Origin of the sequence: Pseudomonas asgharzadehiana (genome assembly GCF_019139815.1) — a bacterium.
GTDB classification, from domain to species: Bacteria; Pseudomonadota; Gammaproteobacteria; order Pseudomonadales; family Pseudomonadaceae; genus Aquipseudomonas; species Aquipseudomonas asgharzadehiana.
The window spans coordinates 1306609-1321035 of record NZ_CP077079.1 but is presented as its reverse complement, the minus strand read 5'-3'; the positions used below and the strand labels follow the sequence as shown (position 1 = coordinate 1321035).

General features: G+C 60.4%; 12 protein-coding genes. 5 read left to right on the top strand and 7 right to left on the bottom strand.

Going from position 1 to position 14427, the window contains the following annotated elements; genetic code table 11:
- Window positions 1-112 precede the first annotated feature (112 nt).
- The 6 genes from era to lptF form a co-directional block, all read right to left on the bottom strand.
- A complete protein-coding gene (gene era / locus KSS96_RS05990) occupies window positions 113-1015 on the bottom strand; it encodes a GTPase Era (RefSeq protein WP_017526270.1) in 903 nt (300 codons plus the stop codon).
- Complete coding sequence (gene rnc, locus KSS96_RS05985) at window positions 1008-1697, bottom strand: ribonuclease III (RefSeq protein WP_017526269.1); 690 nt, start codon at window positions 1695-1697, stop codon at window positions 1008-1010. The genes era and rnc overlap by 8 nt, the downstream gene beginning before the upstream one ends.
- Window positions 1698-1862: 165 nt before the next feature.
- Window positions 1863-2717: a signal peptidase I gene (lepB, locus tag KSS96_RS05980; RefSeq protein ID WP_017526268.1), complete on the bottom strand. Its 855-nt coding sequence runs from the start codon at window positions 2715-2717 to the stop codon at window positions 1863-1865.
- 5 nt (window positions 2718-2722) lie between these two features.
- Window positions 2723-4522 carry a translation elongation factor 4 gene (lepA, locus tag KSS96_RS05975; RefSeq protein ID WP_017526267.1) on the bottom strand — a complete coding sequence of 600 codons (1800 nt, stop codon included), beginning with the start codon at window positions 4520-4522 and terminating at the stop codon, window positions 2723-2725.
- 151 nt (window positions 4523-4673) lie between these two features.
- Window positions 4674-5753, bottom strand: coding sequence for an LPS export ABC transporter permease LptG (gene lptG, locus KSS96_RS05970; protein WP_017526266.1), 1080 nt, complete (start codon window positions 5751-5753; stop codon window positions 4674-4676).
- On the bottom strand, window positions 5746-6864 hold the full coding sequence (gene lptF, locus KSS96_RS05965) for an LPS export ABC transporter permease LptF (protein ID WP_017526265.1): 1119 nt from the start codon (window positions 6862-6864) through the stop codon (window positions 5746-5748). The genes lptG and lptF overlap by 8 nt, the downstream gene beginning before the upstream one ends.
- Before the next feature lie 284 nt (window positions 6865-7148).
- On the opposite strand from lptF, the gene KSS96_RS05960 reads away from it, so the two are divergent.
- From KSS96_RS05960 to rlmF, 5 genes are all read left to right on the top strand, one after another.
- Window positions 7149-8639: a leucyl aminopeptidase gene (locus KSS96_RS05960; RefSeq protein WP_017526264.1), complete on the top strand. Its 1491-nt coding sequence runs from the start codon at window positions 7149-7151 to the stop codon at window positions 8637-8639.
- Window positions 8640-8690: 51 nt separating this feature from the next.
- Window positions 8691-9119, top strand: coding sequence for a DNA polymerase III subunit chi (locus KSS96_RS05955; RefSeq protein WP_017526263.1), 429 nt, complete (start codon window positions 8691-8693; stop codon window positions 9117-9119).
- 7 nt (window positions 9120-9126) lie between these two features.
- Window positions 9127-9525 carry a hypothetical protein gene (locus KSS96_RS05950; RefSeq protein WP_017526262.1) on the top strand — a complete coding sequence of 133 codons (399 nt, stop codon included), beginning with the start codon at window positions 9127-9129 and terminating at the stop codon, window positions 9523-9525.
- Between the two features lie 198 nt (window positions 9526-9723).
- The gene (locus KSS96_RS05945) at window positions 9724-12570 is read left to right on the top strand and encodes a valine--tRNA ligase (RefSeq protein WP_017526261.1); all 2847 of its coding nucleotides are present in this window, start codon (window positions 9724-9726) and stop codon (window positions 12568-12570) included.
- A 238-nt stretch (window positions 12571-12808) separates the two neighbouring features.
- Window positions 12809-13828, top strand: a complete 1020-nt coding sequence (rlmF, locus tag KSS96_RS05940) for a 23S rRNA (adenine(1618)-N(6))-methyltransferase RlmF (protein ID WP_065877240.1) — start codon at window positions 12809-12811, stop codon at window positions 13826-13828.
- 114 nt (window positions 13829-13942) lie between these two features.
- Here rlmF and KSS96_RS05935 read toward each other — a convergent pair whose 3' ends face one another.
- Window positions 13943-14224, bottom strand: coding sequence for an HU family DNA-binding protein (locus tag KSS96_RS05935; protein ID WP_003188840.1), 282 nt, complete (start codon window positions 14222-14224; stop codon window positions 13943-13945).
- Between the last annotated feature and the right edge of the window lie 203 nt (window positions 14225-14427).

Sequence of the window (14427 nt, the reverse complement as noted above, 5' to 3'; positions counted from 1 at the left end):
TAATGTGGGAGGGGGCTTGCCCCCGATGGCGGTGGTTCAGTCACTTATCTATTAACTGACCCACCGCTATCGGGGGCAAGCCCCCTCCCACATTTTTTGCCCTGCGGTGTCCTTACAGGTCGCCATAGCCCAGGGAGCGCAGCGCACGCTCGTCATCGGACCAGCCACCTTTCACCTTCACCCACAGGTTGAGCATGATCTTGGAATCGAACAGCAATTCCATGTCCTTGCGCGCCTCGGTGCCGATGCGCTTGATGCGCTCACCCTTGTCGCCAATGATGATTTTCTTCTGGCCGTCGCGTTCGACGAGGATCAGCGCATGGATATGCAGGGTCTTGCCCTGTTGCTTGAACTCTTCGATTTCGACGGTGATCTGGTACGGCAGCTCGGCGCCCATCTGGCGCATGATTTTCTCGCGCACCAGTTCGGCGGCAAGGAAGCGGCTGCTGCGGTCGGTGATCTGGTCTTCCGGGAAGAAGTGCTCGTTCTCCGGCAGGTGCTGGGCGATCACGCGCTCCAGGGCATCCAGGTTGTGGCCATGCTGCGCCGAGATCGGGATGATCTGCGCGTTCGGCAGCTGTTCCTGCAGCCAGCTCAGGTGTGGCATCAGCTCGGCTTTGTCTTCGATGCGGTCGGTCTTGTTCAGCGCGACGATCAACGGGCCGGTCACGTACTGCACACGCTCCAGGACCATCTGGTCTTCGTCGGTCCACTTGGTGCGGTCGACCACGAAGATCACCACGTCGACGTCTTTCAACGCGGCCGACGCGGTTTTGTTCATGTAGCGGTTGAGGGCTTTTTCGCCGCCCTTGTGCATGCCCGGGGTGTCGACATACACGGCCTGCACGCTGCCTTCGGTCTTGATGCCCAGCATGTTGTGGCGGGTGGTCTGCGGCTTGCGCGAGGTGATCGCGAGCTTTTGGCCGAGGATGTGGTTCAGCAGCGTGGACTTGCCCACGTTCGGGCGGCCAACAATGGCAACGTAGCCACAGCGTGTTGCGGTTGAATCAGTCATGGCCATTCTCCACGCCCAGGGCAATCAGTGCTGCAGCGGCCGCTACCTGTTCGGCAATACGACGGCTCACACCCTGACCTCGGCTTTTTTCATTCAGTAAGGTGATTTCACATTCCACGAAGAACACGCGGCAATGCGGCTCACCTTGGATATCCACCACTTCGTAGCGTGGCAGTTCGCACCCGCGCGACTGCAAAAATTCCTGCAGGCGGGTCTTGGGGTCTTTGTTGGTGTCGACCAGGGTGAGGCTTTCGATCTCGGAGGTCAGCCACGCGGTGACGCGCTCCTTGGCCGCTTCCATGCCTGCATCCAGGTAGATCGCACCGATCAGCGCCTCGAGGGCATCGGCCAGGATCGATTCGCGGCGGAAACCACCGCTCTTCAATTCACCGGACCCCAGGCGCAGGTATTCGCCCAGGCCGAAACCACGGGCCAGCACGGCCAGGGTCTCGCCTTTGACCAGGCGGGCACGAAGGCGCGACAACTGGCCTTCACGGGCTTGCGGGAAGCGCTCGAACAGCGCTTCACCGGCGACAAAATTGAGGATGGCATCACCGAGGAATTCCAGGCGCTCGTTGTTGCGCCCTGCAAAGCTGCGGTGTGTGAGGGCAAGGATCATCAATTCCTGATCCTTGAAGGTGTAACCGAGCTGGCGCTCGAGACGACTGAGAGAAACGGTCACTGTTTAGCCATACCTGGTTGATGCATATCGAGTTCGTGGCACCGGCGGCCATCGACGATTGACGCAGTATTCAAATTCAAATCCTGATTGGTGTCGCACGGGGCAGGCCAGATTTGTCCCAACCCCAGAAAAGCACTCGGCGCTGTGTTCACAGCGCCGCTTGTATTACTTGATCAGCCCGACCCGCGAGAAGTTAGGCAGGTGACTCAGCTTGGGTTCCGGCCAGCTCATCCAGACCGCGAAGGCCTTGCCGACGATATTCTGGTCGGGAACCATGCCCAGCAGCTCTTTGGGAATAGTGGGGTCATCCCAGTAGCGGCTGTCATTGGAGTTGTCACGGTTGTCGCCCATCATGAAATAGTGCCCGGCCGGCACTTTCCATTGGCCATCAGGCATGGCGCGGTAGCGGGTCATTTCCTTGCGGATTTCATGCTCTACCGCACCGAGTTTCTCCTGATACAGCTCGGCGCTGCCCAGGCTGTTCGGTTCGGAACCGAGCAGTTTTTCGGCCACCGACTCACCGTTGATAAACAGGCGCTTGTCGCTGGTGTAGCGAATCACGTCGCCCGGCAGGCCCACGACACGCTTGATGTAGTTGACGTTGGGATCGCTCGGGTAGCGGAACACCATCACATCACCGCGCTGCGGGTCGCCGACTTCGATGACCTTCTTGTCGATCACCGGCAGGCGAATCCCGTAGGAAAACTTGTTCACCAGGATGAAGTCGCCCACGTCCAGGGTAGGCTTCATCGACCCCGAAGGGATCTGAAACGGCTCCACCAGGAACGAACGCAGCACCAGCACGATGAACAACACCGGGAAGAACGACTTGCCGTATTCAACCAGCAAAGGCTCTTTGTTCAGCTTCTCGACCACCACCGCATCGGGCTGGCTGACGCTGCCCTGATAGGACGCGATAGCCGAGCGCCGACGCGGGGCGAAGAACACCAGATCGAGCAACGCCAGGAGGCCGCAAACGGCAACGGCGATGACCAGCAACAGCGGGAAATTTAGTGACATAGGACCTAACTATCCAACCTGAGCACCGCAAGGAAGGCTTCTTGTGGAATTTCCACGTTGCCCACTTGCTTCATGCGTTTTTTACCGGCCTTTTGCTTCTCAAGCAGCTTGCGCTTACGGCTTACGTCACCGCCGTAGCATTTGGCCAGTACGTTCTTTCTGAGAGCCTTGACGGAGGTCCGCGCGATGATCTGCCCGCCAATGGCGGCCTGGATCGCAACGTCGAACATCTGGCGCGGAATCAGTTCTTTCATCTTCTCGGTCAACTGGCGCCCTTTGTAGTGCGCGTTGTCCTTGTGCACGATCAGTGCCAGTGCATCGACCTTGTCGCCGTTGATCAATACGTCCAGCTTTACCAGATTGGCCGATTGGTACCGGTCGAAATGGTAATCCAGCGAAGCATAGCCGCGACTGGTGGATTTGAGACGGTCGAAGAAGTCCAGGACCACTTCGTTCATCGGCAAATCGTAGGTCACTTGCACCTGGGTACCGAGGAACAGCATGTCGTGCTGCACGCCACGCTTTTCGATACACAGGGTAATGACGTTGCCCAGGTGTTCCTGCGGCACAAGAATATTGGCCCGCACGATCGGCTCGCGCATGTCTTCAATGGAGGACAGGTCTGGAAGCTTGGACGGGTTGTCGACGTAAATCGTTTCACCGTTTTTCAGCAACAACTCGAAAATAACGGTTGGCGCGGTGGTGATCAGGTCCAGGTCGTATTCGCGCTCGAGGCGCTCCTGGATGATCTCCATGTGCAGCATGCCGAGGAACCCGCAACGGAAGCCAAAGCCCAGGGCATCGGAGCTTTCCGGGGTGTACTGCAACGACGAATCGTTGAGGGTGAGCTTTTGCAGGGCTTCGCGGAAGTCTTCGAAATCGTCCGAGCTGACCGGGAACAGGCCGGCATAGACTTGCGGCTGGATACGCTTGAAGCCTGGCAGCACGTCGACGTCCGGGGTGGAGCTCAAGGTCAGGGTGTCACCCACCGGGGCACCGTGGATGTCCTTGATGCCGGCGATGATGAAGCCGACTTCACCGGCTTTCAGGTCAACGGTGGCGGTGTGTTTCGGGTTGAATACACCGACGCTGTCCACCAGGTGGATCTTGCCGGTGGACTTGACCAGGATCTTGTCGCCCTTCTTCACACGGCCATGGCGCACGCGTACCAGGGAAACGACGCCCAGGTAGTTGTCGAACCAGGAGTCGATGATCAACGCCTGCAGCGGATCTTCGATATTGCCGGTGGGTGCGGGGATGGTCTTGACCAGGCGCTCGAGCACTTCGTCGACGCCCAGGCCGGTCTTGGCGCTGCACTCGACGGCGTCGGTGGCATCAATCCCGATGATTTTTTCGATTTCTTCTTTTACCCGGTCCGGATCGGCCTGTGGCAGGTCGATCTTGTTCAGTACCGGCATGACTTCCAGGCCTTGCTCGATCGCGGTATAGCAGTTGGCCACGGACTGGGCTTCAACGCCCTGCCCCGCGTCCACCACCAGCAGCGCACCTTCGCAGGCCGCCAGGGAGCGGCTGACTTCATAGGTGAAGTCGACGTGGCCAGGGGTGTCAATGAAGTTCAGCTGATACTTGATGCCGTCTCGGGCGGTGTAGTACAGGGTAACGCTGTGGGCCTTGATGGTGATCCCGCGCTCGCGTTCGAGGTCCATGGAATCCAGCACCTGGGCTTCCATTTCACGCTCGGCAAGGCCGCCGCACATCTGGATGAATCGATCGGCCAGCGTCGACTTACCATGGTCAATGTGGGCGATGATGGAGAAATTGCGGATATGACTCAAATCACTCACGGATCAACACTCAAAAAGGCTGCAGGCAGATTGCCCGCTGAAAAATAGCCGGGAATTGTACCTGATGCTCAGGCCAGACGTCATCTTTGCTGACCAGAACAAAAATGCCCCGATCTCTCGACCGGGGCATTTTTTGTTCATAAGCGCGCTATCAACCGGCCCGGCGCAACAGCCAGAACCCGGCAAGGGCGCAGATGGCGGTGGGCACCAGCACCGCAAACAGCGGCGAGAAACCGAACACCAGGCTCGATGGGCCAAGCAGGTCCTGGGCGATGCGGAAGGTGAAACCCACCAACACGCCGGTAAATACGCGCTGGCCGAGGGTCACGGAACGCAACGGACCGAAGATGAACGAGATGGCCATCAGCACCAGCGCGGCGGTGACCACCGGCTGCAACACCTTGACCCAGAACGCCAGCCAGTAGCGGCCGTTATTGAGCCCCTGATCCTTCAAGTAGTGGATATAGCCCCACAACCCGGAGATCGGCAGGCTTTCGGGGATCATCACCACGGTATTGAGCAATTCGGGCTTGAGCGCGATGTCCCATTCTTCGCTGGGCGAATTGATCACTTCGGTGCTGGCCTTGGTGCCTTGGCCGACATTGCGGAAGTAGGTGGTGGTGATGTCGCTCAGCTGCCATTTTTCGTCGCCGTACTGCGCACGTTTGGCGAAGCTGGACGACAGCATGTGGCGTTCTTTGTCGAAGGTATAGCGCGTGACGCCGATCAACAGGCCGCCCGGTTGCACGGCGTTGATATGGATGAACTCGTCACCCTGGCGGTGCCACAGGCCATGCTTGGCACTTTGCGCATCGCCTGAACCCTGGGCCAGGGCACGGTTGGCCTGGGCGGTGCTTTCAGCCGGCGGCGCGACATATTCACCGATCAGCACGCTGCACAGCATCAGCAGCAGCATGGGCTTCATCACCGCCCAGACGATACGGCCGACGGACACCCCGGCGGCACGCATGATGGTCAGTTCGCTGTTGCTGGCCAGGCTGCCAAGGCCGATCAGACAGCCGATCAACGCCGCCATCGGCATCATGTCGTACAGGCGACGCGGCGCGGTGAGCGCCACGTAGCTCATCACATCCCACACGGTGTAGGTGTCGCTGACGTTGCCCACCTCATCAATGAAGGCGAACAGCGAGGCCAGGCCCAGGATGATGCCCAGAACCGCCAGGATGGCGATCAGGACGCTGCTACCAATGTAGCGGTCGAGCTTAACCACGAGCCAACTCCTTCTGGCCGCGACGGCTCATCATTTTCAAACGGATAGGTTCCCAGTAGAGCAGCCCCAGGCCGATCACCAGGAAGATCCCGTGCACCCACCACAAGCCCAGGGTTGGCGACAGCTTGCCTTTTTCCAGGGAGCCACGGGCGGAGATCAGGATGGTGAGGTAAGCCATATACAGCAGGATCGCCGGCAACAGTTTGAGGAAGCGACCCTGGCGCGGGTTGACGCGCGACAGCGGTACGGCCATCAGGGTCACGATAAACACCAGCAGCGGCAGGGAAATACGCCATTGCAGCTCGGCGATGGAGCGCAGTTCCTTGCTGCCCAACAGGTCTTGCGTGGGGATCGCATCGCGGTCGGTGACTTCACTGCTGACATCCGGGCGGGCGAGCAATACGCCATAGGTGTCGTACTTGATGGCGCGGTAATCGGCCTGGCCGGGGCTGCCGTCATAGCGGTAACCGTTTTCCAGGATCAGGTAGCGACTGCCGTCCGGGCGCACTTCCTGGCGGCCCGAGTCGGCCACCAGCACCGAAATGCCGCGGTCCTTCTTGTCCTGGCCCAGGCGTTTCTCAGAGATGAACACCCCGCCCAGGTTGGCGCGGTCTTCGGTGAGGGTTTCGGTGTAGGTCACCCGAGTGCCGTCATTGAGTGCCTGGAAGCGGCCCGGCTCGAGGGTGTCGAACTCAGTCATCGCATCCTGCTTGTTCAATACCAACTGAAATTGCATCGCGCCCTGGGGGGCCAGGCTCAGGCTCAGCCAGGCCACGATCAACGCGACGCCGGCGGCCGGGATCATGGTCATGCCCAGCAGGCGCTGTTGGCTCATGCCGGTGGCCGAGAGCACGGTCATTTCGCTTTCGAGGTACAGGCGGCCATACGCCAGCAGGATCCCGAGGAACAGGCCCAGCGGCAAAATCAGCTGCAGGAACCCCGGCAGGCGAAAGCCCATGATCAGGAACAGCGAGCCCGGGTCCAGGGCGCCGGAAGCGGCCTGGGCCAGGTATTTGACGAAACGCCCACTCATGATGATGACCAGCAATACCGCGCTCACGGCACTCAGGGTCAATAGGACTTCGCGGGACAGATAACGGAAGACGATCAAACCAGACACTCCAGGGTTGTCAGGCTAAGGCGGCCAAACAAGCAAGCATACCGAGTCAGCCCATTTACAAGGGCCGGCTAAAAAGATGGCGCATTATCCTGTGATTGATCGCGCCTGTCACTGCGCAACCTCATGCGTAGGTACAAAGCATGCGCCAAGGGTTGTCAGGCTTTGCTTGCGAGGTTCAAACTGCGGCCTTTGTCGCGGGTGATTGACTCAGCCGCCACGCTTTAAAGCCTGGGTACATACGCCAGGCTCCCAGACCTTATATAAGGGACCCGAAAATGGAATTGGTTGTAAAAAGCGTTAGCCCCGAAACGTTGAAAACCGCCACCCTCGTGGTCGCCATCGGCGAAGGCCGCAAGCTCGGCGTGGCCGCCAAGCAACTCGACGAACTCAGCGGCGGCGCCATCAGCGCGGTGCTCAAGCGCGGCGACCTGGCCGGCAAAGTCGGCCAGAGCCTGCTGCTGCAAAGCCTGCCCAACCTCAAGGCCGACCGCGTATTGCTGGTGGGCGTGGGCAAGGACGAAGAACTGGGCGACCGCCCATTCCGCAAGATCGTCAGCGGCATCCTCAACACCCTCAAGGGCCTGGGCGGCGGCGATGCCACGCTGGCACTCGATGAAATCGTGGTCAAAGGCCGCGACAGCTACGGCAAGACCCGCCTGCTGGCCGAGTCACTGGTAGACGGCGGTTATACCTTCGACCAGTTCAAGAGCCAGAAAGCCGAACCCCGCGCCCTGAAGAAAATCACCCTGCTGACCATCAAGGCCGCCCAGGCTGAAGTCCAGCGCGCCGTGACCCACGCTACCGCCATTGCCAACGGCATGTCGTTCACCCGCGACCTGGGCAACCTGCCGCCGAACATCTGCCACCCCACCTTTCTGGGCGAACAGGCCAAGGCACTGGGTAAAGAGTTCAAGGGCCTGAAAGTTGAAGTCCTGGACGAGAAAAAGATCAAGGAACTGGGCATGGGCTCGTTCTACGCCGTGGGCCAGGGCAGCGACCAGCCGCCACGCCTGATCGTGATGCAATACAACGGCGGCAAGAAGTCCGAGAAGCCTTACGCCCTGGTGGGCAAAGGCATTACCTTCGACACCGGCGGCATCAGCCTCAAGCCGGGCGCGGGCATGGACGAGATGAAATACGACATGGGCGGTGCCGCCAGCGTGTTCGGCACCCTGCGAGCCGTACTGGAACTCAAGCTGCCGATCAACCTGGTGTGCATCCTGGCCTGTGCCGAGAACATGCCGAGCGGCGGCGCGGCTCGCCCAGGCGACATCGTCACCACCCTGAGCGGCCAGACCGTCGAGATCCTCAACACCGACGCCGAAGGCCGCCTGGTGCTGTGCGATGCGCTGACCTACGCCGAGCGTTTCAAGCCGCAGGCGGTGATCGACATCGCCACCCTGACCGGCGCATGCATCGTTGCCCTGGGCTCCCACACCTCGGGGCTGCTGGGCAACAACGACGAGCTGATCGAGCAACTGCTCAGTGCCGGCAAGGCCGCCGATGACCGCGCCTGGCAACTGCCGCTGTTCGATGAGTACCAGGAGCAACTGGACAGCCCGTTCGCCGACATCGCCAACATCGGCGGCCCGAAAGCCGGCACCATCACGGCGGCCTGCTTCCTGTCGCGCTTTGCCAAGAACTTCAACTGGGCGCACCTGGACATCGCCGGCACCGCCTGGACCAGCGGCGGCAAGGACAAGGGCGCCACCGGTCGTCCGGTTCCCCTGCTGACCCAGTACCTGCTGGATCGCGCCAAAGCCTGAAACTGAAGATGCCGGGGCGGCCAACACACCGCTCCGGTCTCAGGAACCGCAATGACCCAAGTCGACTTCTATATATTGCCCAGCGCCGACCCGCTCGCGCGCCTGGACTTTGCCTGCAAGCTCACCGAAAAAGCCTGGCGCATGGGCCACCGCATCTACCTGCATTGCAGCGATGGCGCCCAACGCGATGAACTCGACGCCCGCCTGTGGCGCTTCAAGGGCGAGAGCTTCGTGCCCCACGGCCCCGCCGAATCGGAACCCGAAGGCCTGGTTGTACTGGGTTTGGGCGACAGTTGCGGCGCTCACCACGACCTGCTGGTCAACCTGGACCTGAAAGTACCGCCCTTTGCCAAGGCGTTCGCCCGCGTGGCGGAAGTGGTGGTGGAGGATCCGGCTATTCGTCAGGCCGCGCGGGAGAGTTTCCGTTTCTACCGCGAACAGGGCTATCCTTTGCAAGATCACCGGCTACAACGACTTTGAGCACACGATGGACACTTCCAACCCCGTAAAAAAAGATGACCACCTGCTGGACGATCTCGAGTCGATCCGCAAGTTGCTGGGTGATGATGACTTACAACCGCCGCTGCTGACCGAGCCGGTCGATGGCGAGGTACAGATTCCGCTGTTGTTCGACATGGTGGGCGGCAAGCCCGCCGCGCCGGCACCGAGCGTCGAGGCCCCCGTCGTCGTGGAAGCCGCGCCTGCCGCCGCGCCTGCCGATAAGGCACCCGACGCCTTGCTGCTGCACCTGGACAACGAACTGCGCGCCGCCGCGCAATTGATCATGCAAGACGTGATCGACGACTTTGCCCCGCATATCGAAACCGAGATCAAACGCCGGATGGATGCGCGGATGGAGCGGTTGCTTAGCCAGTACCAATCTTAAGCCACACCTATCCCCTGTGGGAGGGGCTTGCCCCCGATGAGGGTGCATCAGTCTCAATATTTTTGACTGTCACCGCGCTATCGGGAGCAAGCCCCCTCCCACATTTGCCCCGCACACAGCTCAACCTCGCCCTGCGCCCTATCCCCCGTTATACTTGCCGGCTTTCCTGAATAAATGCCAACTAGGGTCCCGCCGCGCATGGATAAGACCTACCAGCCGCACGCAATTGAAACTTCCTGGTACAACACCTGGGAGTCCGAGAACTATTTCGCTCCGCAAGGTGCGGGCGAGTCCTACACCATCATGATCCCGCCACCGAACGTCACTGGCAGCCTGCACATGGGCCATGGCTTCAACAATGCGATCATGGATGCGTTGATCCGTTTCCGCCGCATGCAGGGTCGCGACACCCTGTGGCAGCCGGGTACCGACCACGCCGGTATCGCCACGCAGATGCTGGTGGAGCGTCAACTCGAAGCCACTGGCCAGAACCGTCACGACCTGGGCCGCGAGAAATTCCTGGAAAAAGTCTGGGAATGGAAAGACCAGTCGGGCGGCAATATCAGTCGGCAGATCCGTCGCCTGGGCTCGTCCGTCGACTGGAGCCGCGAGCGCTTCACCATGGACGACGGCCTGTCGGACGCCGTGAAAGAAGCCTTCGTGCGCCTGCATGAAGACGGCCTGATCTACCGCGGCAAGCGCCTGGTCAACTGGGATACCAAGTTGCACACGGCGATTTCCGACCTCGAAGTGGAAAACCACGACGAGAAAGGCTTCCTGTGGAACCTTAAATACCCACTGGCCGACGGCGCCAAGACCGCCGAGGGCAACGATTACCTGATCGTCGCCACCACCCGTCCGGAAACCATGCTCGGCGATGCCGCCGTAGCGGTTAACCCGAACGACGAGCGCTACCAGGCGCTGATCGGCAAGTTTGTCGAGCTGCCGCTGGTTGGCCGCCGCATCCCGATCATCGCAGACGACTACTGCGACCCTGAATTCGGCACCGGCTGCGTGAAAATTACCCCGGCCCACGATTTCAACGACTACGAAGTCGGCAAGCGCCACAACCTGCCGCTGCTGAACATCTTCGACAAAAATGCCGCCGTATTGCCGGCCTGCCAGGTATTCAACCTGGACGGCACGCTGAACGACAGCATCGACGGCCAGATCCCGGCCGAATACGCCGGCCTTGACCGTTTTGAAGCGCGCAAGCAGATCGTCGCGGCCTTCGACGCCGTGGGTTTGCTGGTGAGCGTCGACGACCACGCGCTGAAAGTGCCGAAGGGCGACCGCTCCGGCACCGTGATCGAGCCTTGGCTGACCGACCAGTGGTACGTGTCCACCAAACCGCTGGCCGAGCCTGCGATTGCCGCCGTGGAAGATGGCCGCATCCAGTTCGTGCCTAAACAGTACGAAAACATGTACTTCTCGTGGATGCGCGACATCCAGGATTGGTGCATCAGCCGTCAACTGTGGTGGGGCCACCGCATTCCGGCGTGGTACGACGAGTCGGGCAAGGTCTATGTGGGCCGCGACGAAGCCGAAGTGCGCGCCAAGCACAACCTCGGCGCGGACATCGCGCTGCAACAGGACAACGACGTGCTGGACACCTGGTTCAGTTCGGGCCTGTGGACGTTCTCCACCCTGGGTTGGCCGCAGCAGACCGAATTCCTCAAGAAATTCCACTCCACCGATGTGCTGGTCACCGGCTTCGACATCATTTTCTTCTGGGTTGCCCGGATGATCATGCTCACCATGCATTTGGTGAAAAACGAGGACGGCACGCCGCAGGTACCGTTCAAGACTGTGTACGTACACGGCCTGGTGCGCGACGGCCAGGGCCAGAAGATGTCCAAGTCCAAGGGCAACGTGCTGGACCCGCTGGACATCATCGACGGCATTGACCTGGAAACCCTGGTGCAGAAACGCACCTCGGGCCTGATGCAGCCGAAACTGGCGAAGAAGATCGAGAAGCAGACCCGCGACGAATTCGCCGACGGCATCGCCAGCTACGGCACCGACGCCCTGCGCTTCACCTTCTGCTCGCTGGCGTCCACCGGTCGCGACATCAAGTTCGACATGGGCCGCGTCGAAGGCTATCGCAACTTCTGCAACAAAATCTGGAACGCCGCGCGCTACGTGCTGGATAAAGGCGAAGACTGCGGCCAGAACGGCGAAGCCGTTGAACTGAGCCTGGCTGATCGCTGGATCATCTCGCAACTGCAACGCACCGAAGCCGAAGTGACCCGCCAACTCGACCAGTTCCGTTTCGACCTGGCCGCACAGGCCTTGTACGAGTTCATCTGGAACCAATATTGCGACTGGTACCTGGAGCTGTCCAAGCCGGTACTGTGGGACGAAAACGCGCCGGTCGAACGCCAGCGCGGCACGCGTCGCACCCTGGTGCGCGTATTGGAAGTGGCGCTGCGCCTGGCGCACCCGTTCATGCCGTTCATCACTGAAGAAATCTGGCAGCGCCTGGCGCCGCTGGCCGGTATCGAAGGCAAGACCATCATGCTGCAGCCTTGGCCAGTGGCCAATGAAGCGCGCATCGATGAAGCCGCCGAAAGCGATATCGAATGGCTCAAGACCTTGATGCTCGGCACGCGCAACATCCGCGCCGAGATGAACATCGGGCCAGGCAAACCACTGGCGGTGTTCGTGAAGAACGCCAGCGTTGAAGACCAGCGTCGCCTCAGCGAGAACGACGCCCTGCTCAAAAAGCTGGCGAAGCTGGAATCGATCACCGTTTTGGCCGAAGGCGCCGACGCGCCGCTGTCCGCCACCGCACTGGTTGGCGAGATGGAAGTGCTGGTGCCGATGGCCGGCCTGATCGACAAGGGCGCGGAACTGGCCCGTCTCGACAAGGAGATCCTGCGCCTGCAAGGCGAAGTGCAACGTGTGGGCGGCAAGCTGTCCAACGCGGCGTTCGTCGACAAGGCGCCGGCTGAAGTAATCGACAAGGAGCGCGCCAAACTGGCTGAAGCGGAACAGGCGTTGGGCAAGCTGGCCGAGCAACACGCGCGGATTTCCAGCCTGTAAGGCCTGAACCGTGTGAAAAAAAGAGACCTTCGGGTCTCTTTTTTTGCCTGGATATTCCCACCTACTGCCGTCAACGCGGTCAATGTGGGAGGGGGCTTGCCCCCGATGGCGGTCTGCCAGCCAGACATGTATTGACTGATAGACGGCTATCGGGAACAAGCCCCCTCCCACATTTGAACGAGTTGATCTCAGGAATGTGTGACAATGCCCACCACTTTGAGCCAACACCAGAATCATCATGACCGCCCCCAGCACGCCAAAACCTCCGCGCAAGAAACCTAAAACCGCCGCCACGGCCAAGCCCGTGGTACCGCGCAAAGAGGCTACCCTGCATCCGCGCAACCGTCACACTGGCCGTTACGACTTCCCGGCGCTGATCAAGACCACGCCGGAACTGGCGCAGTATGTGATCCTCAACCCCTATGGCAAGGAGAGCATCGACTTCGCCAGCCCGGATGCGGTGCGCGTGTTCAACCGGGCGTTGCTCAAGGCTTTCTATGGCATCCAGCACTGGGACATCCCGCAGGACTACCTGTGCCCGCCGGTGCCGGGGCGTGCCGACTACGTGCACTTCCTCGCCGACCTGCTGGCAAGTACCAATGACGGCAAGATCCCGCGCGGCTCAATCGTCAAGGTGCTGGACATCGGCATGGGCGCCAACTGCGTCTATCCGCTGATTGGCTACATGGAATACCGCTGGAACTTCCTGGGCTCGGAGGTCGACCCGATCGCCGTGTCCGCCGCCAAGGCCATCGTGCAGTCCAATGACCTGAGCAAGGTCATCCAGTTGCGCCAGCAGCCCAACCCCAAGCAGATTCTGTTGGGCCTGCTGGAGCCGGGCGAACGCTTTGACCTGACGATGTGCAACCCGCCCTTCCATGCGTCCATGGACGAAGCCACCAAAGGCAGCGAGCGTAAATGGCGCGCCCTGGGCAAGGCCGACCCCAAGCGTAAATTGCCGGTGCTGAACTTCGGCGGCCAATCGGCTGAACTGTGGTGCGAAGGCGGCGAAGCACGCTTTGTGACGCAGTTGATCGCCGAGAGCGCGCACTTTGCCCACAAGGTGTTGTGGTTCAGTACCCTGGTGTCCAAAGCGTCGAACTTGCCTGCGATCGAGACCGCCCTGAAAAAAGCCGGCGTGCTGGAAAGCCAGGTGGTGGAGATGTCCCAGGGGCAAAAGCAAAGCCGCTTCGTGGCCTGGACCTTCCAGACCAAGAACGAACAGCAGATCTGGCGCCAGCGCTGGGTGCGTGACTAAGCCAGAGGTGTAAGGGAGCTTGCTCACCACCATGAGCCAGCTACCCCGATAAAATCGCAGGCAACAAAAAACCGTGCCCGGATCGCTCCGGAGCACGGTTTTTTTTGCTGCGTCTTACTTGTTAACAGCGTCGGTCAGGCCTTTGGCCACAACCAGCTTGATAACTTTCTTGGCAGCGATTTCGATGGCAGCGCCAGTCGAAGGGTTACGGCCAGTACGGGCAGGACGCTCGGTCACTTTCAGTTTGCCAACGCCTGGCAGAGTGATTTCGCCGCCGTTTTCCAGCTGATCAGCAACAACTTGGCTCAGTTGGTCCAGCAGAGCGCGCACGGTAGTTTTCGGTGCGTCTACTGCTTCAGCCAGGTCAGCGATCAGTTGGTCTTTAGTAATAGCCATTGTGGTGTTCCTTCCCTATCAAATTCATATGGATTGCAGAGTGCAGTGTCAGCCGTCGAGCCCGACCGTCTAGGCCTGGCACCCCAGGCTTATAACCTCGAAGATCGGGGTTATAGATGCTTGAAACGGGGATTGGTTCGACCTGACAGATGCTGAATGCACGCTTAACGCCGAGACATGGCGTAAGACGGGGCAAAACTAGC

Coding starts and splice junctions, on each gene's coding strand:
- era (WP_017526270.1), bottom strand. CDS start 1,015: ATGACTGATTCAACCGCAACACGCTGTGGCTACGTTGCCATTGTTGGC.
- lepB (WP_017526268.1), bottom strand. CDS start 2,717: ATGTCACTAAATTTCCCGCTGTTGCTGGTCATCGCCGTTGCCGTTTGC.
- KSS96_RS05960 (WP_017526264.1), top strand. CDS start 7,149: ATGGAATTGGTTGTAAAAAGCGTTAGCCCCGAAACGTTGAAAACCGCC.
- KSS96_RS05955 (WP_017526263.1), top strand. CDS start 8,691: ATGACCCAAGTCGACTTCTATATATTGCCCAGCGCCGACCCGCTCGCG.
- KSS96_RS05950 (WP_017526262.1), top strand. CDS start 9,127: ATGGACACTTCCAACCCCGTAAAAAAAGATGACCACCTGCTGGACGAT.
- KSS96_RS05945 (WP_017526261.1), top strand. CDS start 9,724: ATGGATAAGACCTACCAGCCGCACGCAATTGAAACTTCCTGGTACAAC.
- rlmF (WP_065877240.1), top strand. CDS start 12,809: ATGACCGCCCCCAGCACGCCAAAACCTCCGCGCAAGAAACCTAAAACC.
- KSS96_RS05935 (WP_003188840.1), bottom strand. CDS start 14,224: ATGGCTATTACTAAAGACCAACTGATCGCTGACCTGGCTGAAGCAGTA.